We start from the raw sequence: 24,574 nt of genomic DNA, 5'->3' as shown, positions 1-24,574 counted from the left end.
GGGTGCAGAGACCGGGCGTTTCGTTGTCGCGCGGGGCGTTTACTGAGGCTGTTCGATACTGCCGAACTTGCTCATCAGGAAGCCGACGAACTGCTCGACGGTCATCTTCTGGCCGTTGAATTCCACCTGATTGGCGGCGTAATGCAGTTTGGTGACAACGTTGGTGCCATCCAGCGTCGCCAACTGCGTACCGACGGCCATGCCGGCGAACATGTCGGCGCCGGCGCTGGCCTGGTCAACGATGGCCTTGGCATCGGTCTGACCGTCGATTTGCGCCTGCACGCTGAGCAGATCGACCAGCATCGGCTTGGACACCAGCACATTCACGTCTAGCAGCGCGATCAGCTGTTTGCCCAGTTGATCCGGCGGCAGGTCCATCGACTGTGGCTTGGCCAGATCGAGCACCAGACTCGCGCGGCTTTCGCCGTTGGCGGTTTTCAGCGACAGGTCTTCCAGCGCCAGTTGCGGCCCGGCCGCCAGCAGTTTCTGCAGGTCGGCCTTGACCTGGGTGGACTCGGCCTCGGTCAGGTTCAGCTCCGGAGCCGGCAGGCCGGCGGCGGTGGCTTCAGCGGCGGCCTTCTCGTACGGCTGGAGCTTGGTCTGGTAGATCTGCATCAGCGACATGGCCGACGGAATGTCGAGGTTTTTCAGGCTCATGGCCAGGTTGGCCGAACCGATTTTCTTGTCGTTGAGGGTCACTTCACCGACCTTGTAGTCGGCTCGGCCGGAAGCGTTGCTGCCGTTCTCTTCGGTGCGGTTCTTCATCTCGAAGTTCTTCACGCCCAGCACCGACTGTTTGACGCCGAAGGTGGTCTTGCTGCTGGTCAGTTCCAGGGTGTTCTCGCCGGTGTAATAGCCGTAGGTACTCTTGGCGAGGTTGCTGGCCAGGGTCAGGCCATTGAGTTCGATCTGCACCGGCGCCTGATCTTCGGCGACCGTGGTCAGGTGCAGGCTGTCCATGTAGCCGTTGGCCTTGACCTTCTGCGCCTGGGCGCTGGCGGAAATGTCCATGTTCAGACCGGAAAACTTCAGGCTCGACTTGTCATCCAGCGCGGCTTCCAGCGGCAGCAGTTCGAGGTTGCCGGTGGTGGACTGGTCGTAACCGATGTTGACCACGCCTTTGAGCGGCGCGGCGCCCTTGGTGGCGGCAAACCATTTTTCGGTGATCGGGGTCTTTTCCAGTTCGTAGTGACTGGTGGCCATGACCGGCAGCCATTTCAGCGACACCAGACGCGAGAACGGCAGCGGGCCGTGTTCGATGTGATCGACGAACAGCAACTCGACCGGCGCCTCGCCGAACATTTCACCCTCGCCCTTGAGGCGATAGTGCGCGGTGCTGCTGAAGGTGTTGCGCTCGAGCGATACCAGTTCCAGCGACGCACTGCCGTTGGAGCCGGCCATGGCGGTCTGCAACTCGCTGTTGGCGTTGGCGACGGCGTTGTTCAGCACGCCTTCGATTTTGGTGCCGGTGTACCAGGCCCCTCCTACGCTGATGGCGCCAATGGCCACAACAATTCCGAGAAGCACGCCTGCTGATTTATTCATGAATGACCTGATCGATTTCCGTGGCTGAAAGTGTGGTCGTCTTCCCTGAACCCGTGACCGGGCCGTGGCGCGACTCCGCTGAATTTAGCGGTGGAGATTAGCACTGGCAGTGCGACGCGGCCCAACGTTTAAAGGTTAAAGAGTGTCGACAAGTCATGGACAAACAAAAAGATCGCCGGGTTCGGCGATCTTTTCGGGATCAGGAATATTGCACCTCGATCTCATCGAGCTGATGGTCGAAGCTTTTCAGCCGTGCGGTCCAGGTGTACACCAGCACTTCGAAATCCCGGTCGATCACCGCCCCGCCCGGCCCATCGTTGCGCGGGTCGCAGAAATCCAGTTGATAACGCTCGCGAGCCATGGCGGTGGCGACGTCCGACAGTTCGCGGGCGTTGTTGAGCCAGTGCCAGCCGTCGTCGGCGACTTGCCGGTCGAGGGCCAGGCATTGTTTTTTCAGGGCTTCGAGGCTTTTTTCCAGCGGCGTGCCGGTGAGTTCGCCCATGACTTCGGCGAAGGTCCGCCCCGGTTGCCAGTAGCTGCCCCAGAAGTAGCGGTCGAAGACTGTTTCGACTTTGCGCAGCGCGACTTTGGTGTCCCAGATCAGCAGCAGCGTCTTGCTTTGCTCAAGCTGGCGTTTCTTGAGGCGCTGGCTCTGCACCAGGGCCGACGCCACGACCACGATGGCCATGACCGCGATCAGCGCCACGGTGCTGTCGAGGAAGACCATTGCCTTGTCGATCTGGTGGGCCAGCATGATGCCGTAGAAATAGGTGGCCGACAGCAGCACCAGGGCTACCAGGGCGCACCAGAAGCCGAGAGCGTAAGGGTTTTTCATTATTGGTTTCCCCTAGACCTGCGCTAGCGATGTGCACTGAAAAGGCGCCTGGTTCGGGGCGCCCTTTCAATACTTCAAAGCATAGCAACGGCCTCAGGGTTTGCTGGCGCTCGAGGCTTGCGTTCGTCCGCTTTCCCAACCGCCGCCCAAAGCGAGGAACAAATCGATCTGGCTCATGGCAACCTGGGTATTGACGGCGGCCAGTTGCGCGGTGACGTCGGTGTAGGTGCGGGTGGCCTGCAGGTCGGCAAGGAACGACTCGCGGCCGGCCTGGAAGAAGCGGTGCGTCTGGTCCGCCGCCAGTTTCGCCGACTGCTCGGCATCGGCCAGCGCATCGCGGCGTTGCAGCAGCGCGGAGTACTGGGACAGGCCGGTCTGGGTTTCGCGGATGGCGTTGAGCACCACGCCGTCGAAATGCGCCAGTGCGCCCTGGGTTGTGGCTTCGGCTTCACGGATCCGGGCCCGGGCGCCGTTGGTCGGTACGCTCCAGCTCAGTGACGGACCGAAGCCCCAGCGATTGGTGGACGGTTTGCCAAGGTTATCCAGAATGCCGACGGTGCCGATCGTCGCGCCGAAACTGATGTCCGGGTACAGCTCGCCGGTGGCGATGCCGATTCCGGCCGTCGCGGCCGCCAGACGCCGCTCGGCCTGGCGGATGTCCGGCCGGCGCTTGAGCAGCGCGGCGCCGTCACCGACTGGCACCAGTTGAGCGATTTTCGGAAGTTCGGCGCAGGACGCGGTGCCGGCCGGCAATTGATCGACAGGTTTGGCCAGCAACATCGACAGCCGGAACAACCCGGCCTGACGCGCCGCCTCATAGCGCGGCATGTCGGCGCGCAGGGATTTGAACTGGGTCTGCGAACGGGTGACCTGGGTTTCGTCGCCACGCCCGGCGTCGCGCAGACGCTGAATCAGAGTGGTGCTCTGGGATTGCAGGTCGAGGGAATGCTGGGCGATTTCCCGCTCCTCGTTGGCCGCGCAGACCTGGGTATAGGCCCGCACCACGTCGGCGACCAGGGTGATGCGTGCGGTATCGGCAGCGGCCTGGGTTGCGTCGGCGTTGGCTTTGGCCGCTTCGATCCCGCGTTGCAACGTGCCCCACAGGTCGAACTGGTAAGACGCGCTGATACCAATATCCCCAATGTTGGCCACCGGCACTTTCTCCGGCAGCAGGAATGCCTCGCCGGACTCCTGCAAGCGTTGCGCGCCCATCTTCACGCCGCCGCTCCAGCCACCGGCCGCCTCGGCTTCATCGACCTGCGCACGGGCCCGTGACAGGTTCGCCGCCGCCACCCGCAGATCGGTGTTGGACGCCATGGCCTGCTGCACCAGTTGATCCAGACGCGGATCCTGATACAGCCGCCACCAGTCCGCCGGCACCGGGGCCGACACCACCGGTTTGCCGGCCACCGCCAGTTCGCCCTGGAAATCCTTGCGCTGGATCGCCGCGTCTTCGGGCACGTGATAGTCCGGCCCGACCATCGAGCAGGCCGACAGCATCACGCCCAAACCGGCGATCATCAGGGCCCTGCTCATTTCGCGGGCTCCTGCGGTTGATCGTCGATGATCGACACGGTGGCGGTACGCCCGGCGATCATGCGGAAGTCATCCGGCACGTCGTCGAAGGCGATACGCACCGGAATCCGTTGCGCCAGACGCACCCAGCTGAACGCCGGGTTGACGTTGGGCAGCAGGTTGCTGCCGCTCGAACGGTCACGGTCTTCGATGCCGGCGACGATGCTTTCGACATGCCCGCGCAGGCGAGCGCGGTCGCCGATCACGCGGATATCCACCGACTGACCGATGTGGATGCCGTCGAGTTTGGTCTCTTCGAAATAGCCATCGATATGGAATGAATTGCTGTCGACCACCGACAACACCGGACGCCCGGCGGTGACGAATTCCTGCGCGCGCGGCGCACGGTCGTTGACGTAACCGTCCACCGGGCTGCGGATCACCGAGCGGTCGAGATTGAGCTGGGCGCTGTCCACCGTCACCAGTGCTTCGGCCAGTGCCGATTGTGCGCGGGCAACTTTCGACTGACTTTCTTCCAGCTGTTCGGCCGGCACCAGATTGCCCAATCCGCGGTTACGTTTGGCTTCACGCTGCGCCTGGGCGAGGGTTTCTTCGCGATCAGCGACGGCCGCCTTGGCCTGGCGCAACGCCAGTTTGAAACGGTCCTGGTCGATGCTGAACAGCACCTGACCGCGTTTCACCAACTGGTTGTCCTTCACTTCGACCTGCTGGATCAGCCCGGACACGTCCGGGGCGATCTGCACGATGTCGGCGCGAATGTGGCCGTCGCGGGTCCAGGGCGCGAACATGTAGTACATCACCATGCGCCAGACCACGACGACGGCGAAAGTCACGATCAGCAGCGTCAGGACGACGCGGCCGAGGGTCAGAAACGGTTTTTTCATGTCATCAGGTATCGACTGAGTGAATCCACGCCGTAGAGCATCACGGCATAGAGAGCCACGTTGAACAATGCCCGGTGCCAGACCAGACGGTAGAAATGCAGGCGTGTGAGCACGCCGTGTACCAAAACAAACAGCACATAAGTGATGCCCATCAACACCAGCAGGGTCGGCAGGAAAATGCCGCTGATGTCCAGATCACCGATCATAGGGGCGCTCCTTCGGGCAGCGGTTCTTCGGGCTCGGCACTGGAAACGAATTCCACGCCGGGCAACAGCGCCAGGCGCAAACCGCTCAAGGCGTGCAACAGGTTTAGTCGGGTTTCTTCATCACCGTGGCCGTTGAGCGCGCGGCGGGTGCGATCCATGGTCATCAGCAATGCGCTTGGCGCTGGCAGGCGTTCGCCGGCCTTGAGACAGGCCCGGAAATATTCGCCGACCTCTGCCACCACTTGCTTGAGCAATGCGTTCGGCGCGCCCGTCACCCGTGGTGTGTAGGCGAGCAGGTCGAGCAGGTTCAGCCCCACGCGCACTTCGCGCATGGCGATGCCGGTGTCCTGGCCGGTCAACGCCAGACGCGGCAGGTGCTGCATCAGGCGGTCGAGCAGTTGCACGCCCAGTTGTCGGTGTTCGGCGAGGTTGGCCGGCTCGGTCATGCTGACGATGTCTTTCCAGCTGAAACGGGTCAGGCGCTTGGCTGCCAACTCGGCGCCGAATGGCCGGGCGATCAGGGTCCAGATGAACGCGAACAACAGCCCCATCGGGCCCGCCAGGTTGGAATTGACGAAGGCAAAGAAGTCCGCGTCGTAGGCACCGGAAATGCTGATGAACGACGAGGTGTTGACCAGCGTCAGCAGCATGCCGAGGTAGAAGCGTGGCTGCACCGTCAGGGTGCCGACGCAGATGAACGGCACCGCGAATGCCAGCACCAGCATCGGGAAGTCGTGCAGGTTCGGCAGCACAAGAAACAGGTACAGGCTGGCGAACAGCACCGACATCCCGGTCCAGAAAAAGAACCGGTAGATCTGCGGCGCCGGATCATCCATCGAGGCGAAGAAACTGCACGACACCGCCGCCAGAATCACCGCACTGCCGCCGTCGGTCCAGCCCAGCAGGATCCACAGTACCGAGGCGACGATGATCGCCAGAATGGTCGAGGCCACCGAATACAGCATCAGCCCACGGTCGAGAAATGGCGTCAGACGACCCAGGCGCCAGTGACGATAGACCGCGCGCCAGCTGTCCTGGCGCTCGCACAGGATCGCGTCCTGCAGACTGCGGCAGTCCTGCCACAGATCGATGAATTCGCCGAGGCGGTACAGCGCATTGGAAAACAGCAACTGTTTGCGATCTTCCAGGGCTTCGGCGCTCGGTTGCAGCGCTTCGAGCTGATCCCGCAGGGCTTGCCAGCGCTCGAGATCGGCGTCTTTGTGGCCGAGCCATTCGCGGGTCGCGGTGAGCAGCGGCGCGAACTTTTCCACCAGCTCGGGCGTGCGCCGTTCGAGGGCGTACAGCGAATCTTCAAGGGCGTCGATCACCGGCAGCAGGTGGATCATCCGCCCGCGCAGCTCCTTGGTGTTGCGCACGGTTTGCGGCCGCGCACCTTCGTGCGGCAACTGGCCGATCATCAGTTCCAGGCTGTTGAAACTGCCGACCATGGCCATGCGCAGGGCGGTGACTTCTTCAGGCTGCACGTCGCGGCTAAGGAATTTAAGGCTGTAGGTGGTGGCGTCGGCGAACCATTTGCCCACGGCATCGTTGAACACCGGCGCCAGGCGCCGTGGCCAGAACATCGCGCCGACCACCGCCGCCACGGCGATGCCGAGAAAGATCTCTTCGGTCCGCGATTCGGCCACGTCCCACACCGCCAGCGGGTTATCCACCACCGGCAGAGCGATCAACGGCAAGGTGTAGCCGGCCAGCATCAGCGCGTAGTTGTTGGCGGTGCGCAGATGCAGGGACAGAAACAGCAAAATCCCCGTCCACAGGGCGATGACCACCACCAGCACGTACGGGCTCTGAACGAACATCGGCACGAACAGCACCGCCGCTGCCGCACCGAGAAACGTGCCGATTGCGCGATATAGCGCCTTGGAACTGGTCGGGCCGAGGAACGGGCTGGAAACGATGTACACCGTGGCCATCGCCCAATAAGGACGCGGCATCTGCATGAGCAAGGCGATGTACAGCGCGATCATCGAGGCCGCGAACGTGCGGACCCCGTAGAACCAGTCCCGCGCGGGTGGCATGCCGGAAAAGAACCCGTTCACGGATTGATCACCGTTGGCGGAGTGGCCGCCTCAAAAGCTCTCAGTACCCGAAGCGTAGCCTCCAGATCGCGTTGGTCGATGCCTTCGAGCACTTCATGACGCAGGCGCACCAGTTGCGCCTCCACCGCTTGCACCAGCTCACGGCCGGTGTCGGTCAGGCTCAGGCATTTGGCGCGACGATCCTGGGCATCTTCGGTGCGGCAGACAAATCCGGCGTGACACAACTGGTCGAGCAGGCGCACCAGCGACGGCGACTCCATCCCCGCCGCCTGCGCCACCTGCACCTGGCGCACACCCTCGCCCAGCCGCCCGATCATCAACAACGGGACGGCGCAGGCTTCGGAAATTCCATAGTTGACCAGCGTGGTCTGGCAGATCTTCCGCCAATGCCTGGCGGCCACCACCATGGCACTGCTGATATTCATCTGGAGAGCGTCGAGGTTATTGGGCACGAGGGAATGCACACACTGTTAGTTTGCTAACTATCAATATCGCATTGGTGGGGAAATTCAGTCAAGTTTTGAAACAAATTCATGTCCGAAGGTGAATTCAGAAAAACTATCTCAACCTGACTTTTGCGCTGTTTTTTTTACAACCCACAAGTCTTTTTTACATTTCGGTCTTTTCCATCATTTTTTTTTACATTCCCCGCCCCTTCCTCAACATCACATCCAACTGATCCACCACCTCCGCCCAATCCGCGTCATCGAGAATCTCGTCCCGCAGGAAATCCGCCTGGCTCTTGGTCCAGAAAAAAGCGTCGCACAGGTGCAGTTCGGGTTTGAGCGGGGAATGGGTGGCGATGAACTGGTCGATGCTGACCGGGTCGTTGTCCAGGCCGAGTTGCTTGAACAGGGATGGGAGGCTGTGCGTCGGGTTTTCCATGTCGGAACTCCTGCGAGATTTTAGGGTGTGAAAGATTTTTCGCGAGCAAGCTCGCTCCCACAGGTTTAGCGCAGAACCTGTGGGAGCGAGCTTGCTCGCGATTGGCGTCGGCACAGACGCTAAAAAAGCTACTGACTCAGTTCCCGCACCTGCGCATGCGGCACCATTTTCAGGAACTCGGGCATGCTCATGTGCAGCAGGTTGTTGTGGTTGCCGGCTTCCAGGTAGATGTCTTTTTGCCGGGTCAGCAGCGGGTCGATGACCATGTCCAGACCATAGGAGTCGCCCAGTGGCGGCACGGCGCCGCGTTCACAGTCGTCGAAAATGTGCGCCAGATTGCTTTCGCGGGTGATTTGCCATTCGCCGCTGCTGCGCACTTTGCTCAAGTCCAGGTGGCGACTGGCGGGCAGCACCGCCATCAGGTAATGCCCGTGACGGTCGTCCAGGATCACCGATTTGGCCACCCGTTCTGCGGCAATCCCGGAGACCCGCGCCGTTTCCAGGCTGCTGGACGAGTGCGGGTGGGCGACGATGTCATATTCGCAGTGCGCCCGGTTGAGGCTGCTCTGCACTTTCTTGGCCATACGCATGATGCACCTCGGTGCCCGCCGACGCTGCGCGGCGGACGGTAATGAAACGCTGTGGCTGTCCTTGAAAGTCTAGTCCGGCGAGCCACGAACACCGGGAAATCCGCCCACTGGCGAGACAGGCAAATTGATCAAAAATCATCCAGCCGCAGCCTCAACTAGACTGTAAGAACAACCCCTGACTCTCGTGGAGGGTCACGTGAACATCCGTTGCTGTGCGCTTGCCCTGTTGCTGCTGAGTGGATCGGTGGTTGCGGCGGACACCCCGTTTACTGCCGTCAGTCCGGTCGGTCTGTGGCTGATCACCCTGGGCATCACGTTTCTGATCGCCGAAGCCGCGCTGCCCAACTACGGGTTGATCGGTTTGGGCGGCATCGTCATGTTTGTGATCGGCGCACTGATCCTGAGCAACGCCGAACTGCCGGTGCCGATGATGATCGGCTTGGGGTTGATCAGTGCCCTGTTGCTGATTGCACTGCTGATCCGTGCCCTGAAAACCCGACCGCGCCACCCGGTCAGCGGCGATGCCGGCCTGCTCGGCAGTGTCACGGCGGTGACGGTGGTGCAACCGGAAGACAGCCGCAACGGCTGGGTGCAATTACAAGGAGAACGCTGGCAGGTGCTGAGCGCCACGCCGCTGCACACCGGGCAACCGGTGCGCGTGGTCGGGCGCAAGGGCCTGTTGCTGCAAGTGGCCGCGACTGACGCGGCACCGCTCGGAGAGTGATCATGGGTCTGCAAATCGGTTTTGTCGCGCTGCTGCTGTTGCTGATCGCCCTGGCCGGCTCGACGTTCCGCATCCTGCGCGAATACGAACGCGGCGTGGTGTTCCAGCTCGGACGCTTCTGGCAGGTCAAGGGCCCGGGGCTGATCCTGCTGATTCCGGTGGTGCAGCAAATGGTCCGGGTTGATCTGCGCACCATCGTCCTCGACGTGCCGGCGCAAGACGTGATCACCCGCGACAACGTGTCGGTGAAGGTCAACGCGGTGTTGTACTTTCGCGTGCTCGACCCACAGAAAGCGATCATCCAGGTCGAAGATTTCCTCATGGCCACCAGCCAACTGGCCCAGACCACCCTGCGCGCAGTACTCGGCAAACATGAGCTGGACGAACTGCTGGCCGAGCGCGAACGCCTGAACATCGACATCCAGCAAGTGCTCGACGCCCAGACCGACGCCTGGGGGATCAAGGTCGCCAATGTCGAGATCAAGCACGTCGATCTCAACGAATCGATGGTGCGCGCCATTGCCAAGCAGGCCGAAGCCGAGCGGGAACGGCGAGCCAAGGTGATCCACGCCGAAGGCGAATTGCAGGCCTCGGAAAAACTCATGCAGGCCGCCGAAATGCTCGGCCGCCAGCCCGGCGCCATGCAGCTGCGCTACATGCAGACCTTGAGTTCGATTGCCGGCGACAAGAGCTCGACCATCGTGTTTCCGCTGCCGATCGAACTGCTCAAGGGGATGGCGGATCTGTCGGCGAAATCGTGAGTGCGCGCAAGCGTTCCAGCGCGGCGTAAGGGGCGCGGGCGCAATGCTCGACCCGCGTCTGCAACAACGCCGATGCCTCGCGGCGCTTGTGTTCGCCATCGACGACAAAGGGTTGTGACGGCTGCTTCGCGTGCTGCGCCGTTGCCGTCAACGCCTGTTCACTTTGCGTGGCACTCAGCCGGAAAAACCACGCCAGTCGCCCCGTCATCGCGTTGGGCAACTCACTGTAATTGAGCGCCAGCCCGCCGGAATCACGGCAATGCACCCACCCGGCCTCCAGCAGACGCCCCAGCCGCCGGGCGATGAAATCCTCGCGACCCTCGAACGGCAAATCATCGTCCAGCACACAATCGCCGAGCGCACCCGGCACCATGTGCAGGCCGGGGCGGCGCAAGTGCGAGACGGCAATTTCCAGCGGGTCGCGGTAGACAAACAGCCACGGCGTATCGGGAAAACACTCGCGCAGCAGCGGCCATTCGCCGATGTTCCAGGCGTCGAGTTTGATCACCAATCGCTGCTCCGTACCGCGCCGCCGCTGACCGTACGCCGAAAGCAATCCGGCGATGGCTGCGCGGCGTTCATCGTCCGACAGATCGCTGCGCAGCAGGGCATCAAGGGGCGGTGGCTCCGAGACCACGATGTGATCGTCGAGCCGGGCGAGCATCTGGCTGACCAGCGTCGAACCGCAACGCGAGGCGTGCAGGATGAAGGCGCTCGGCGGCAGACCCGGACTGAGCGCCTGCCAGTCCATGAGCGCCGACAAGGGTGTTTGCCGGCGGAACGCCTGATTGAACGGCAGGCGCAACGCATCTTCGACGGCGTCACGAAAGAACGGCTGATGCAGCGGCGTGTCACCAAACCAGCACCAATCGACCTGCCATTGCCCGGCGGTTTTCCAGACGCGAATCGGCAACCAGCCGTCGAAATTCACAGGCGCCATTGTTCGTTCCATGACCGGCGGCCGTTGCGCATCGCTGCCAGCAGTTCTTCACGGGAAAAGTGCAGGCCGCGTTCAGCGGCCAACGCCAGCGTCTGGACAGTGAATGCTTCGGGGTCGTGCAATGCCTGCAGCGACGCTGACAGCTTCGGATCATTGACGAGTAATCGCTGAAATCGCTGCAGCGCTGTGTCTTCGCCATCAGGCAGCGGAGTGCTCGGCCAACCCTCAACAATCATCTGCTCCAGCCAGGGCGCGGGACGGCAATCGAGCACCAGATGAACCCGCGCCGTGCTGTCGCGATTGTCGACCCGATGCGGCCGGGCGAGATCGAGAAACCAGCATTCCCCCGCCGTCATCGGCATCCGCTGGCCGTCGAGCCAGAAGTCCACGGCAGGCGGACTGAGCAGTGGAATGTGCAGGCGCAGATCGGCATCCGGCCCCTCTAGATCGTAGTCACGATGCTCATGGATCTGCCCGCCCGGCCCCAGTCGCAACAACCGCGCACTGACGATTTCCAGCGGCAGATCCCGCAGGGCCTGCTGCCAGCGACGGTCATTCAGCCAAGGGGCACGCTGTAAGGGTTCGGCACTACCGGGGGACAACTCAGTCAGCGCGTCGGCGGCAGAAATCAGCGCGACGCCGCTCCAGTCGCCAGCGAAATAGGCGGTATTGAAATGCTCCCGCCAGGCAGCATCTTCAATCGCCGCCAGCGCCTGCAACAGCAACGGCAGATCCACATTGACCGGCAGGCGTGAATACGCCGGCCGGCTCATCGTTCACTGCGCGGAGGCATGGGCCACCGGCACCGAAATATCCCCCGAGGCCCACGCCGATTCGCGGTTGGCCAGCGCAGTTGCGATCGACTGGACTTCGGTCGACTGCACCTGATCCGGCAGCGGATCGAGACCGGCGCTGGCGAAGATCTGGCCATAGGCATTGCGCAGATCGGCATAGGACAGGTCGCGCCGCAAGTCGGCCTGCAAAGTGTTGAGCTCGCCCTGGATCAGGTCCAGCTCACCAATGCCGTCGGCCTGACGACGGTTGCGCAACTGACCGACGATTTGCCCGTCTATGTCCGAGAGCTGCTGGTTGGTCTTGAACTGGCGCAGCGCCTCCTGATAGTTGGCGTTGGCCACGTAGAGCTGCGCCAGCACCGCAATCGACATTGCCTGACGGCGGGCGGCTGCGACTTCTTCACCGGCCTTGGCCACGTCGATGGCCGCCGGGGCGGAGATCACGTTGAACAGGTTCCAGGTGACTTTGACGCCATAGTCGGCCCAACCCTGTTCGACCAGGAACGAGTTGCTGTCGTAATGCCCGCCGGCGGAGAACTCCAGACCTGGCAGCAGACGCAGCATGGCCTTGCGGGTTTCGGCGGCGCTGATCCGGGTCTGGTAATCCTGCTCGCGCAGTTCCGGGCGGCTGGTCAGTGCTTCCTGTTCGAGCTTGGTCAGGTCGACCTTGAGTTCCGGGATCTGGTAGCCGTCGTCGGTGGCCAGAGTCAGGTTAGTGCCCAGCGGCAGGTTGATCAGGGTCGCCAGTTCGGTTTTCGCCAGCGACAGCGCACGGCGCTGTTCTTCCAGTTGCCGGGTCGCTTCGATCAGCGAACGCTGGTAGCCGAGGGACTGCACCGGATCGCCGATGCGCTGTTCGCTCATGCTTTCGCTGTTGCGGCGGGCGGTGTCGACCCGCGCCATCAGGCTGTCGATCTGCTTGAGCAGGCGCTCGGCGGCCATCGCCCGCCAATAGGCCGAGCGCACGTCCTGAACGATGGTGTTGATCACCTTGCGCCGGCGTTCCTGAACGATCAGACGCTGGTCGCCCTGCTGCTTGGCGCTGATGTAGCTGACGCCGAAATCGAGGACGTTCCAGACCATGGTCAGGTCGGCGACGTCGCGGTCGCGGTCCTGGGAGGTCGACGGTTCCAGGGACTGGGTGCCGGTGCGCACACTCTGGCTGCTGGAGGCGCTGACGTTGTTGCGTCCAACGTAACCGGCGTCCAGCGCCATGCGCGGCAGCATGTCGAAACTGGCGAGGTCGAGCTGCCGCTTGGCCAGCGCTTCCTCCATGATTTTCAAGCGGCCTTCGAGGTTGTATTTCACCGCGCGGGCCATGGCCTGGTGCAGGGTCAGCGGACCGCTCAGCGGTTCCTGGCCCTTGTACATGTTCTGCAGGTCGGCCCGGGCCCGTTGCTCGCTGACACTGCGTTCGATCGGTTCACTGGTGACTGCACATCCGCTGATCGCCAGCGCCAGCAGGCTGGCGCCGAACAACTTCTGACTTTTCTTCATCCCTGGATCGCCCCTAGGTCCCGCACATATGTGAGTTGTTGTGTGTTGTCAGGCCGGCATTTCGCTGATGCCGACCTGTTGCAGCGCCGCCGCCAGGTTGTCGACCCGGTTTTGTTCGCTGTCCTTGATCTGTTGCAGTTGCTGGCCCAGGGTCGGCGCACCGAACACCCCGCGCAGGCCCTGGGAAATATCGCCGCCCTTGATTGAATGACGGTCGAAGGCGTTCAGCGAGTCGCGTTCGGCGCTGCTGTCCTGATTGAACAGGCTCGACAGCGTGCTGCTGCCGAACACCCCGCCATCGCCGCCGCCAAACCCGAGGAAACCGTGGCCGGTACCGTCACCCAGGTTGTCGCTGCTGCTGAAGACCTGGGCAATGAAGCTCGGGCTCAGCGCACCGTGGTTGATGAAAATATCCCCCAGCGGACGGATGCCGTTGCCGATCACCCGTTGCTCGAACAACGGTGCGAAGGTCAGCGGTGAACCGAGGTCGCCGGTGGGCGGCGTGAAGACGATCGGTTGCAGCGGAACGTTCGGCGCCGGTGGCGGCGCGACCGGATCGCTGCTGCGGAATTCCGGATCCGGCGTCACCACGATCAGCGGTGAAGTCGGTGTCACCGGAGGCACAACCGGTGGCACTGTGTTGATCACATAATTACCGGAGCTGCTGACGCCGCTGCCGCTGTTACCCGACAGGTCGCTGACCCCGGCCGTGTTGACGCTGATCGCATTGCTGGCGCTGTTGACGTTGGCATTCGGCGTCAGGGTCGCGGTCCAGGTCTTGCCGCCGTCGCTGCTGCTGAGGTTAGACAAGGTGCCATTGGCCACGCTCAGGTCCGACAGGTCGAAACCGCTCACCGCTTCATTGAAGGTGATGGTCACCTGCGAGGTCTGGCCGACGCCCAGGTTCGGATTGGCGATCACCACCGTGGCGCTCGGCCGTTCGCTGTCGAGGGTGTAATTGTTCGACACCGCCACCGTGCTGCCGGCGTTGCCTGCCAGGTCGGTGACGTTGCTGGTGTCCAGCGCAATGAAGTTGCTCGGATCGGTGACATTCGCGGTCGGCGTGAAGGTCGCGGTCCAGGTCTTGCCGCCATCGCTGCTGCTCAGGTTGCTCAAGTCACCGTTGGTCACGCTCAGGTCGGACAGGTCGAAATTGCTCACCGCCTCGCTGAAGGTGAAGGTCACCGTGGTGCTCTGGCCGATGCCCAGATGCGGATTGGCGACCACGATGTTCACCGTCGGCCGGGTCGCATCGAGGATGTAGTTGTTGGAGATGGCGATGCTCGCGCCAAGGTTGCCGGCCAGATCCTGGACGCCGGCGGTGTCGATCAGGATCAGGTTGGTCGGATCGTTGACGTTGGCGGTCGGCGTGAAGGTAGCGGTCCAGGTCACGCCGCCGTCGCTGCTGGTCAGGTTCGACAGCGTACCGTTGGCGACGCTGATGTCCGACAGATCGAAGCCGCTCACCGCCTCGCTGAAGGTGATGGTCACGGCGGTGGTTTCACCAATGCCCAAGCGATTGTCGGCGACCACGATGGTGGCGGTCGGCAGTGCGGTGTCGATGGCGAAGTTGTTGGAATCGGTGGTGCCCACGCCACTGTTGCCCGACAGGTTGGCCACCCCGGCATTGTTCAGGGTGATCAGGTTGGTGGCGTCGGTGATGTTGCTGGTCGGTGTGAAAGTCGCGGTCCAGGTGATACCGCCGTCGCTGCTGCTTACGTTGCTCAGGGTGCCGTTGGCGATGGTCAGGTCGCTGTTGTCGAAACCGCTGACCGCCTCGTTGAAGGTGATGGTCACCAGCGAGGTTTCCCCGGCCTTGAGGGAAGTGTCGGCAACCACGATGGTGGCGGTCGGCACCTGGGTCTGCACCTGATAGTTGGCCGAACTGGTGGTGCCGGTGCCGCTGTTGCCGGCCAGATCGGTGATGCCGGTGTTGTTCAGGACGATCAGGTTGGTGAGGTCGGTGACGCCGATGTTCGGCGTGAAGGTGGCCGTCCAGGTGATGCCGCCGTCGCTCGACGAAACGTTGCTCAGGGTGCCGTTGGCGACGCTCAGGTCGGAGTTGTCGAAACCGGTCACCGCCTCGCTGAAGGTGATGGTCACCAGCGCGGTTTCGCCGGGGCGCAGATCACTGTCGGTCATGACGATGGTTGCCGTCGGACGCTGACTGTCGACCGCGTAGTTGTTGGAATCGGTGGTGCCGCTGCCGGCATTGCCCGCCAGGTCGGAGATGCCGGTGTTGTCCAGCGTGATGATGTTGGTGGTGTCGGTGATGCCCGCCGCCGGCGTGAACGTCGCGGTCCAGGTGATGCCGCCGTCGCTGCTGCTGACCGCACTCAGCGCACCGTTGGCGATGGTCAGGTCGGCGTTGGTGAAACCGGTCACCGCTTCGCTGAAGGTAATGGTCACCAACGTAGTCTGACCGACGCCCAAGGCTGTGTCGGCGACCACGATGGTGGCCGTCGGACGTTGGGTGTCGATCGAGTAATTATTCGAATCGGTGGTGCCGCTGCCGGCATTGCCCGACAGGTTCTGTACGCCGGAGTTGTCCAGCGTGATCAGGTTGGTGGCATCGGTGATGTTGGTGGTCGGCGTGAAGGTCGCCGTCCAGGTGATGCCGCCATCGCTGCTGCTGACCGCGCTGAGCGTGCCGTTGGCAATCGTCAGGTCGGCATTGGTGAAACCGGTGACCGCTTCGCTGAAGGTGATGGTCACCAGCGAGGTTTCGCCGATTTTCAGCGAGTTGTCGGCAATGATAATGGTCGCCGTCGGCAGCACGGTGTCGATGGTGTAGTTCGGCGAGCTGGTGGTGCCGGTACCGCTGTTGCCGGCCAGGTCGGTGATGCCGGTGTTATTCAGGACAATCAGGTTGGTCGCATCGTTGACGCCCACGTTCGGCGTGAACGTTGCCGTCCAGGTGATACCGCCGTCACTCGACGAAACGTTGCTCAGGGTGCCGTTGGCGACGCTCAGGTCGGAATTGTCGAAACCGGTCACGGCTTCGCTGAAGGTGATGGTCACCAGCGAGGTTTCCCCGGCACTGAGGGTGCTGTCGGAGAGCACGATGGTGGCCGTTGGACGCTGACTGTCGACGGCGTAGTTGTTGGAATCGGTGGTGCCGCTGCCGGCATTGCCCGCCAGATCGGAAATGCCGGTGTTATCCAGGGTAATCAGGTTGGTGGTATCTGTGATGCCCGCCGCCGGAGTGAAAGTGGCCGTCCAGGTAATGCCGCCGTCGCTGCTACTGACCGCACTCAGCGTACCGTTGGCGATGGTCAGGTCGGCGTTGGTGAAACCGGTCACCGCTTCGCTGAACGTGATGGTCACCAAACTGGTCTGGCCGACGCCGAGCGCCGTGTCGGCGACCACAATGCTGGCAGTCGGGCGCACCGTGTCGATCGAATAATTGTTCGAATTGGTGGTGCCGCTGCCGGCATTGCCCGACAGGTTCTGTACGCCGGAGTTGTCCAGCGTGATCAGGTTGGTGGCGTCGGTGATGTTGGTGGTCGGCGTGAAGGTCGCCGTCCAGGTGATCCCGCCGTCGCTGCTGCTGACCGCGCTGAGTGTGCCGTTGGCGATGGTCAGGTCGGCATTGGTGAAACCGGTCACGGCTTCGCTGAAGGTGATGGTCACGAGTGAGGACTCGCCGATTTTCAGCGCGTTGTCGGCAATGATGATGGTCGCGGTCGGCACCACGGTATCGATGGTGTAGTTGTTGGAGTTGGTCGTGCCGCTGCCGGCGTTGCCCGCCAGGTCGGCGATGCCGGTGTTGTTCAGGACAATCAGGTTGGTCGCGTCGTTGACGCCCAGGTTCGGCGTGAACGTTGCCGTCCAGGTGATGCCGCCGTCGCTGCTGCTCACCGCCGTCAGCGTACCGTTGGCAATAATCAGGTCGGCGTTGGTGAAACCGCTCACCGCTTCGCTGAAGGTAATGGTCACCAGCGAGGTTTCACCGGCAGTAAGGTTGCTGTCGGCAACCACAATGGTTGCGGTCGGGCGCTGAGTGTCGATCGCGTAGTTGTTGGAATCGGTGGTGCCGCCGCCGGCGTTGCCCGCCAGGTCGACGATGCCGGTGTTGTCCAGGGTAATCAGGTTGGTGGTGTCAGTGATGCTGGCGCTAGGGGTGAACGTCGCGGTCCAGGTGATGCCGCCGTCGCTGCTGCTGACCGCGCTCAACGTGCCGTTGGCGACCGTCAGGTCGGCGTTGGTGAAACCGCTGACCGCTTCACTGAAGGTGATGGTCACCAGCGAGGTTTCACCGATCCGCAGGTTGTTGTCGGCCACCACGATGGTTGCGGTCGGGCGCACGGTATCGATGGCGTAGTTGTTGGAGTCGGTGGTCCCGCTGCCGGCGTTGCCGTTCAGATCGGCGATGCCGGTGTTGTTCAGCGTGATCAGGTTGGTCGCGTCGGTGATGCTGGCGGTCGGCGTGAACGTCGCCGTCCAGGTGATGCCGCCGTCGCTGCTGCTGACCGCACTCAGCGTACCGTTGGCGATGGTCAGGTCGGCGTTGGTGAAACCGGTCACCGCTTCGCTGAACGTGATGGTCACCAGCGAGGTTTCGCCGATCCGCAGGTTGTTGTCGGCCACCACGATGGTCGCGGTCGGACGCGCGGTATCGATCGCGTAATTGTTGGAATTGGTGGTGCCACTGCCGGCGTTGCCGGCCAGATCGACGACCCCGGTGTTGTCCAGGGTGATCAGGTTGGTGGTGTCGGTAATGTTGCTGGTCGGCGTGAGCGTGACGGTCCAGGTGATGCCGCCGTCGCTGCTGCTCAGGCCGGTCAGGGTGCCGTTGGCCACTGTCAGGTCGGCGGTGGTGAAACCGCTGACCGCTTCACTGAAGGTAATGGTCACCAGCGAAGTTTCGCCCACCGCCAGATTGCTGTCGGCGACGACAATGGTCGCGGTCGGGCGCACGGTATCGATCACATAATTGGCCGAATCGGTGGTGCCGCTGCCGGCGTTGCCGGCAAGGTCGGCGATACCGGTGTTGTCCAGGGAGATCAGGTTGGTGGTGTCAGTGACGCTGGCCGTCGGGGTGAACGTCCCGGTCCAGGTGATGCCGCCGTCGCTGCTGCTCACGGCGCTCAGCGTGCCGTTGGCGATGGTCAGGTCGGCGTTGGTGAAGCCGGTCACCGCCTCGCTGAAAGTAAAGGTCACCAGCGAGGTATCGCCGATCTTCAACGCCGTGTCGGACATCACGATAGTCACGGTCGGCCGTGCGGTGTCGATCGCGTAATTGACCGAGCTGGTCGTGCCGACGCCCGCCACGCCGTCGCTGATGGCGGTCACCCCGGTGTTGTCGAGGGTGATCAGGTTGGTGCTGTCGGTAATGTTGTTGGTCGGCGTGAAAGTCGCGGTCCAGGTCAGGCCGCCGTCGCTGCTGCTGACCGATGTCAGCGTGCCGTTGGCGATGGTCAGGTCGGCGTTGGTAAACCCGGTGACTGCCCGGCTGAAGGTGATGGTCACCAGCGAGGTTTCGCCGATTTTCAGGGCTGTGTCCGACATCACGATGGTCGCGGTCGGTGGTTCCACATAGGCGGTGTTGAGTGTGCCGCCGTTGTTGTAGATCGCCGCGAAGGCCAGCGGGACAGAGCCCGTCACGCCACCGCCCAGTTCTGCGCCGCCGGAACCGCTGCCGGCCGCGTTGCCGCTGATGGCGCTGAAGTTGGCAGCGGTGATCAGTACCGTGCCGCCCTGGTTCCAGATCGCGCCGACACCCCGTCCACCGTCGCCGCCATTGAGGTTGTTGCTGCCCTGGCCGCTGCCGCCGCCACCACCGCCACCCGCACCGATGTTGTTGCTGATGACCGAGGTGCCGACGATTTTCAGCGTGCCGGTGGAAGCGTTGTAAATGCCGCCGGCCGCATTGCCGCCGACGCCGCCAACCTTGTCCCAGCCGGACCCGCCACCACCGCCGCCAATGGAAATGGTGCCGTTGCTGGCCGTGCCGCCATTGCCGCCATTGCTGTAATAGGACACGCCTACACCGCCGGCGCCGCCGGTGGTAGAGCCGCCGCGGCCACCCATGTGTGTCGCGTCGTAGCCACCGCCGTAGCCGCCGACACCGCCGCTGCCGGCCTGGCCGCCCAGCGTACCGGTGCCCGGACCGGCCGTACCGCCATGACCACCGCCCTGACCGCCAAGACCGCCGCCACCGCCACCACCGCCACCGTAGTTGGCGCCCGTGACACCACCGCCACCTCCACCGCCGGCCGCCGCGTTACCGGTGACCGAGACATTGTTCAGGGTCAGGATACCGGCGTTGAAAATCCCCCCGCCCATGGCGCCGGTTGCGCCGTAGCCGCCATTACCGCCGTTGCCCGAAACCAGGCCCCGGGTGATGACCAGACCATCCAGGGTCACCGTGCTGCCGGAGGTGATTTCCACCACTCGGGTCCGGTATTGGCCATCGAGCGTAACGTCGGCGACACCGTCGTTGTTCAGGTCGCCATCGACGGTGATGTTCTTGTTGATCAGCAGTTCCGAGGTGAGCTGCACCGTCATGCCGCTGCTGAAGGTCACGATGTCGCCGTTCTGCGCCGACGCCAGCGCTGCGCGCAGCGAGCCGACCCCGGTGTTGGCATTGTTGGTGGCGGTCCAGGTGGCCAGGCCCCACTGGTATTCGCTCATCGCTTTGGTCGACAGCACGTTGGCGCTTTCGATGGTGCCGGTGGCGATCTCCAGATCCCAGTCGCCGCCCACCCCGGTGCGATTGTTCGAAGCGGCCACGTCGCGGCCGGTCAACTGCGCCAGCGAATCGACAAAGCTCAGGCCACGGTCGCCCTCGGCGGTGTAGCAGCCGTAAATCAGAATGTCCCCGCCGGCGTTCATGTCCTTGCCGATTTCCGCCAGGATCGCACTGCGCTGGGCCACGTTGTCGGCCGACAGGTAGCTGTCGCCCAACCACAAGTCGCCGGCATTGCCGTGGGCGATGATCTGCACCGAGCTCACGCCCTGATGCTGGTCGAGGTAATCGGCAATCTGCTGCAAGCCGTCCTTGCCGGCATCGAGCTTGACCACTTGCGTGCCGGGAGCCACACCCTTGAGCAGGCTGTCGGCATCCTTGACCCGGGAATCGACGAACACCACGCTCTGTCCCGGCACTGCGACCGGGCTGGCGGCGGGCGTGGCATCGGCCTGGCCGTGGGTGTCCTTGCTCGCACTCGGGTGATCGGCGGCCGGCGCTTTCGCGGCATCGGCCGTGGCATGGCTGTCAGCCTGGGCGGCGGTGTCGGCTACGGTGGCCGCGACGGCACCGTCGAACAACATGCGCGGTTCCAGCGACATGATCAGCGGCGCCGCCAGCGTCCGTTGGCCTTCGGTAACCCGCGACTTCTGCTTGCTCCACCACATGTTGCTCACCCGGACTCGAACACAGTTGTTGACGCATCAATGAAAAACGCCGCGATCAGCTGATCGCGGCGTCGGACTTCATACGAATGACATTGGCAGCGCTGGCTGAGCCATCGAGCCAGAAGGACAAATCGGCGTATTGCTTGAACAGGTCCGGCGGCAGAATCGTACGCCGCGACTCAAGGGCGACCTTGGGCTTGACCTTGTGCAGGCCGGCCACGCCCAGGGCCTGGTCGAACGCCGGCGCGTCATAGGCCAGGTGCTCGAAATCGTGCTCGAACCAGGGTTCGCCAATGAAGTCGTAGACCAGCCGCAGCACCCGCTCCGGGGCCTGGGTCAGCAGGTCGTAATCGACGATCAACAGCGAATCGGCGTGCTCGCCGTAATAGGCTTCCTTGAGCGCCGCCCAGGCAAAACCCACCAGACGGTTGCGCTGGGCCAGGGTTTCGCAACGGCTGTAGACGGTGTTGCGCTCGACCGCATCGCCGAACAGCTTGGTGTTTTCAAAAGGATTGGCGCGGTACAGCCGCTCGAGGCTGTCCATTACCCAGGCGACATTGCGCACGCAGGCGATGACCTTGGCCTGAGGGAACAGGTCGTTGATGGCCGGCAGTCGCGCAGACCACTGGCGGTTGGTGTCGAACACCACCGGTTTGTCGGCCTTGTCGGCGTAGTAGGAATCGAACAGACCGCGCAACAGGCGACGGCGCATGTCGGTGTCGATCACCGCGCCGAATTCGCTGCCGGCGCTGCATTGTTCAAGGACACCGGAGAACAGCGCGCCGACCGGACTGGTCATGCCGGCATGAAAGCGCGGGTTCTGCAAAAGGATCGCAGAAAGGAGGGTGGAACCTGAGCGCGGCAGGCCGGAGATAAAGTGGAACTGCTGCAATCCCTTCACCGTATTTGTAAGTCCTTTTGTCTGACGAGCGTAATCCAACAATATCCTTTCGACTAGTAGTGTTTTGATATCAGAACAGAGCAAAACGGACTTAAAAATCGGCCCTTTATCGCGAATAAACAGGTGAACCGTTTAAGTCATCTTCTCCCCGAGCCATCGGCGGCCTGGAGCGTAAAAAGTCGCGCCTTCGCGTCCCCGGCCTGCACCTGATCCCGCAATTTCCAGCCTATAGGCAAAGGCACGAACGGATCCGGCACGTCGGCGTCCAGATTACCTATCAACCAAACCCGGACACTGTCTTGCGGCAGATCGCTCAGCCGATCCAGGTAGACGTCATCGGACACCAGCGTGCCGAAGCCGTAGTGGTTCGGGCGACTCGAGCGTCCCTCTGCGGAGGACGGCGTGTAAAGCCGGACCAAGGTGTCGGTGCGGTTGTAATAGACATAACTGAGATACCAGAGCATGTCGCTGGTGACGATCCGGTCGCCGCTGGCGAAATGGCGGTTGACGTAATCGACCACGACATTGAACTGGTCATTGCGATCGACCGTGGCATTGGTGTTCACCCCGATCAGCTCGACCCCTACCAACGACAGCAACACGGCCAGCGCCAGTACGCGCACGCTGCTGTAGAGGCGGTCGATGGCCAGCGCCGCCAGCATCGGCAGCCCCAATGCATAGGCAGTCAGATAGCGCTCGATGAACAACGGCGTGATGAAAGACACCGCAAACAGCAGCAACAACGGAACGCCGGTATAGAGCGCCAGCAGCACGCTGCCATGGTTCACGCTGCGATCCCGGGCGACGGCGACAGCCGCCAGCACCAGCAAGGTCAGCGGCACACCGCCAAACAGCAACAACGGAAGCCGTTCGCCGTCATCCTGGATCAGCCACAGCCAGATCATCGAGGGCAGCGAAGACAGGGTGACCGGATCTTCCCAGCCCACATCGCCGCCGGCCTTGAGCGCGTCCATGTGTTGCAGCAGGCCGATCAGGTTCGGCAACCACGGCAGGTAGAGCACGACGATAGCCAGATTGGCCAGCCACCAGTCCTTGCGCTGGAGGTGGCGCAGGCGATAACCGGGCAACAGCCGGATCAGTACCAGATACAGCCAATGACTCAGCGCCGCCAGCACGGCAAAATAGTGGGTGTACAACGCCGCCGTCATCAGCAGCGCATAGATCAGCAGATAACGGTGACGCTGCGGACGCCTGATCCACTTGACCAGCACCAGCGTCGCGCCGATCAGCAGCAAGCCAAGCAACGCATACATGCGCACTTCCTGGCTGTAGCGCACCGCCGTCGGCAGCAGCGCCAGCAGCACCCCGGCGATGATCGCGGCGCGGCGGGTGGCCAGTCGATCGACCAGGCTCACACCGAGCCCGACCGTGGCGATGCCGGCCAGCGCGCTGAAGCTGCGAATGGCCAGCATGCCGTCGCCGAACACGCCGATCCAGCCGTGCAGCAGCATGAAGTACAGCGGCGGATGCACGTCGAACGCGGCGTGTGTCCAGATGCCGCCCAGCGAATAGCGCGCCAGCAGCAGGCTCGAACCTTCATCGCCCCAGATCGCGGCAGCGGTCAGATCATAAAAGCGCACCACGGTGGCCAGCAGCAGGATCGGTATCAACCAGTGTTCGCGCGCCCAGCGCCACAGGCGCCGGGCACCGGCATTCGGTGCGGCGAACGGATCCTGGGTATCTCCCAGCGGCGTCTCGCGAAGGACCTCCATCAACCTCCCCTCAGCGTTTTTGCGAACACAATTGCGTCATCAACTGCGAACACTGTAGGTCAGCGCCGAAGTCGACGCGCGGGCATGACGACGTCCGGCAAGTCCGTCGATCCGGGTCTACGCTACGGCTTGGCGTGACCTGCCCGCGCAAAAGGAAGGAGTCAGCACAACGTTTCGACCTGCCCGACAACAAGGGCGACCGCGCGGCGCGCCGACCACACAACAGAAGGATGAGGAACCATGGAAGTCTTTATGGGTACGATTCAACCGTTCGCCTTCAACTTCGCCCCCAATGGCTGGGCCTTGTGCAACGGGCAAACCCTGAGCATTTCGCAATACCAGGCGTTGTTTTCGTTGATGGGCACTTACTACGGCGGCAATGGCACGACCAACTTTCTCCTGCCCAACCTGCAAGGTCGCGTGCCGGTAGCACAAGGCAACGGGCTCGGTCTGACGCCGCGTATCATCGGTCAGGTGTACGGCACCGAAAGCGTCACCGCCACCATCGCCAACATGCCCAACCACACCCACGCAATGACCGGTCTCACGGCCAACACGGCGTTGTCGCTGGCGGTACCCGCGAGCAATCCGGCGACCGTGCCGACCGCCACCAATTCGTACATCGGTGCGTCGGGCGGTGGCCCGGGCTCGGCGAATATCTATTCCGATGCCCAGGGCGCGACACCAGTGCCGCTCAAGGGCGTGACCACCACGGTCACCGGGGACATTTCCTCCACCGGCGGCAGCCAGCCACTGCCGATCCTGAATCCGGCCCTGGTCCTCAACTTCAGCATTGCCCTGAACGGCCTGTTCCCGTCGCGCAACTGAGCAACCGCCGGGGGCTTCAGGCCCCCGGCCATTCCTTCTTCCACGGGAGTCAAACCATGCTGCAAGCGGTTCAGATCCGACACGTACAGGCATTGCTGGGACAGCAACGCATACTGCACCTGCCCGACGGCACGGCATTGCCGATTCAGATTGAACACCTTGATGAGGTCCCCGCGGCGAAAACCCGCTACAGCGAACGCATGCCCTTCTGCCTCGAATTCAACAGCCTGGTGCCGACCGAGTTCGTCGACGGTTTGTGCGCGCTGGAAATGCCGGAACTCGGCCGGGTGGAGGACATCTTCGTATCGCGGGTGCCGGCGATGGGGCGGGATCCGCAGTTGGGGTATTTCTGCATTTCCTTCAACTGATTCGCCAGAGTGTAAAACCACGTAGGACATATCAGTAGGATTCAGTCGCAGTCCCTGTAGGCCGTGTTTTTAAACCGATTTTCCGGGAAACGTCTGACATAAATTCGCTGGCCATCTTGTTAGCGTTG

At 62.8% G+C, this 24,574-nt stretch carries 19 protein-coding genes; 4 read left to right on the top strand and 15 right to left on the bottom strand.

The features are described from left to right. Window positions 1–39 precede the first annotated feature (39 nt). From IHQ43_RS00960 to IHQ43_RS00920, 9 genes are all read right to left on the bottom strand, one after another. Window positions 40–1,545 (bottom strand): YdgA family protein, encoded by a 1,506-nt coding sequence (locus IHQ43_RS00960; RefSeq protein ID WP_007957649.1) that lies wholly within the window; start codon window positions 1,543–1,545, stop codon window positions 40–42. A 199-nt stretch (window positions 1,546–1,744) separates the two neighbouring features. Continuing rightward, window positions 1,745–2,380, bottom strand: coding sequence for an NADH:ubiquinone oxidoreductase subunit N (locus IHQ43_RS00955; protein ID WP_192563061.1), 636 nt, complete (start codon window positions 2,378–2,380; stop codon window positions 1,745–1,747). 93 nt (window positions 2,381–2,473) lie between these two features. Beyond that, window positions 2,474–3,916 carry an efflux transporter outer membrane subunit gene (locus IHQ43_RS00950; RefSeq protein ID WP_192563060.1) on the bottom strand — a complete coding sequence of 481 codons (1,443 nt, stop codon included), beginning with the start codon at window positions 3,914–3,916 and terminating at the stop codon, window positions 2,474–2,476. After that, entirely contained in the window at window positions 3,913–4,800 is an 888-nt protein-coding gene (locus IHQ43_RS00945; protein WP_192563059.1) for an efflux RND transporter periplasmic adaptor subunit, read from the bottom strand. The genes IHQ43_RS00950 and IHQ43_RS00945 overlap by 4 nt, the downstream gene beginning before the upstream one ends. Continuing rightward, window positions 4,797–5,006, bottom strand: a complete 210-nt coding sequence (locus IHQ43_RS00940) for a DUF1656 domain-containing protein (protein WP_007957657.1) — start codon at window positions 5,004–5,006, stop codon at window positions 4,797–4,799. The genes IHQ43_RS00945 and IHQ43_RS00940 overlap by 4 nt, the downstream gene beginning before the upstream one ends. After that, a complete protein-coding gene (locus IHQ43_RS00935; protein WP_192563058.1) occupies window positions 5,003–7,066 on the bottom strand; it encodes an FUSC family protein in 2,064 nt (687 codons plus the stop codon). The genes IHQ43_RS00940 and IHQ43_RS00935 overlap by 4 nt, the downstream gene beginning before the upstream one ends. After that, entirely contained in the window at window positions 7,063–7,491 is a 429-nt protein-coding gene (locus tag IHQ43_RS00930; RefSeq protein WP_011331882.1) for a MarR family winged helix-turn-helix transcriptional regulator, read from the bottom strand. The genes IHQ43_RS00935 and IHQ43_RS00930 overlap by 4 nt, the downstream gene beginning before the upstream one ends. A gap of 214 nt (window positions 7,492–7,705) precedes the next feature. Beyond that, window positions 7,706–7,951 carry a DUF2789 domain-containing protein gene (locus tag IHQ43_RS00925; RefSeq protein ID WP_085697944.1) on the bottom strand — a complete coding sequence of 82 codons (246 nt, stop codon included), beginning with the start codon at window positions 7,949–7,951 and terminating at the stop codon, window positions 7,706–7,708. Window positions 7,952–8,079: 128 nt separating this feature from the next. Then, complete coding sequence (locus IHQ43_RS00920) at window positions 8,080–8,541, bottom strand: aminoacyl-tRNA deacylase (protein ID WP_192563057.1); 462 nt, start codon at window positions 8,539–8,541, stop codon at window positions 8,080–8,082. 196 nt (window positions 8,542–8,737) lie between these two features. Between IHQ43_RS00920 and IHQ43_RS00915 the strand changes: the two genes are divergently transcribed. Then, on the top strand, window positions 8,738–9,265 hold the full coding sequence (locus IHQ43_RS00915) for an NfeD family protein (protein WP_192563056.1): 528 nt from the start codon (window positions 8,738–8,740) through the stop codon (window positions 9,263–9,265). 2 nt (window positions 9,266–9,267) lie between these two features. Continuing rightward, on the top strand, window positions 9,268–10,026 hold the full coding sequence (locus tag IHQ43_RS00910) for a slipin family protein (protein ID WP_192563055.1): 759 nt from the start codon (window positions 9,268–9,270) through the stop codon (window positions 10,024–10,026). Here the strand turns inward: IHQ43_RS00910 and IHQ43_RS00905 are convergent. From IHQ43_RS00905 to IHQ43_RS00880, 6 genes are all read right to left on the bottom strand, one after another. After that, entirely contained in the window at window positions 9,992–10,966 is a 975-nt protein-coding gene (locus IHQ43_RS00905; RefSeq protein ID WP_192563054.1) for a sulfotransferase family protein, read from the bottom strand. The genes IHQ43_RS00910 and IHQ43_RS00905 overlap by 35 nt on opposite strands. Beyond that, the gene (locus IHQ43_RS00900; RefSeq protein ID WP_192563053.1) at window positions 10,954–11,739 is read right to left on the bottom strand and encodes an aspartyl/asparaginyl beta-hydroxylase domain-containing protein; all 786 of its coding nucleotides are present in this window, start codon (window positions 11,737–11,739) and stop codon (window positions 10,954–10,956) included. The genes IHQ43_RS00905 and IHQ43_RS00900 overlap by 13 nt, the downstream gene beginning before the upstream one ends. A 3-nt stretch (window positions 11,740–11,742) precedes the next feature. Beyond that, the gene (locus tag IHQ43_RS00895) at window positions 11,743–13,257 is read right to left on the bottom strand and encodes a TolC family protein (protein ID WP_192563052.1); all 1,515 of its coding nucleotides are present in this window, start codon (window positions 13,255–13,257) and stop codon (window positions 11,743–11,745) included. A 48-nt stretch (window positions 13,258–13,305) separates the two neighbouring features. Further along, window positions 13,306–20,616 carry an Ig-like domain-containing protein gene (locus IHQ43_RS00890; RefSeq protein ID WP_192563051.1) on the bottom strand — a complete coding sequence of 2,437 codons (7,311 nt, stop codon included), beginning with the start codon at window positions 20,614–20,616 and terminating at the stop codon, window positions 13,306–13,308. Window positions 20,617–20,671: 55 nt separating this feature from the next. Next, the gene (locus IHQ43_RS00885) at window positions 20,672–21,517 is read right to left on the bottom strand and encodes a sulfotransferase family protein (protein WP_192563050.1); all 846 of its coding nucleotides are present in this window, start codon (window positions 21,515–21,517) and stop codon (window positions 20,672–20,674) included. 137 nt (window positions 21,518–21,654) lie between these two features. Beyond that, window positions 21,655–23,250 (bottom strand): glycosyltransferase family 39 protein, encoded by a 1,596-nt coding sequence (locus tag IHQ43_RS00880; protein WP_192563049.1) that lies wholly within the window; start codon window positions 23,248–23,250, stop codon window positions 21,655–21,657. A 240-nt stretch (window positions 23,251–23,490) separates the two neighbouring features. On the opposite strand from IHQ43_RS00880, the gene IHQ43_RS00875 reads away from it, so the two are divergent. Continuing rightward, complete coding sequence (locus tag IHQ43_RS00875; protein ID WP_192563048.1) at window positions 23,491–24,078, top strand: phage tail protein; 588 nt, start codon at window positions 23,491–23,493, stop codon at window positions 24,076–24,078. Window positions 24,079–24,134: 56 nt separating this feature from the next. Next, a complete protein-coding gene (locus IHQ43_RS00870) occupies window positions 24,135–24,446 on the top strand; it encodes a DUF6916 family protein (protein ID WP_192563047.1) in 312 nt (103 codons plus the stop codon). The last annotated feature ends 128 nt before the right edge of the window (window positions 24,447–24,574 follow it).

It is taken from the genome of Pseudomonas gozinkensis, from assembly GCF_014863585.1.
Classification (GTDB): Bacteria; Pseudomonadota; Gammaproteobacteria; order Pseudomonadales; family Pseudomonadaceae; genus Aquipseudomonas; species Aquipseudomonas gozinkensis.
Note: the sequence above shows the minus strand (reverse complement) of the source record. Positions and strands in the feature narration are given on the sequence as shown.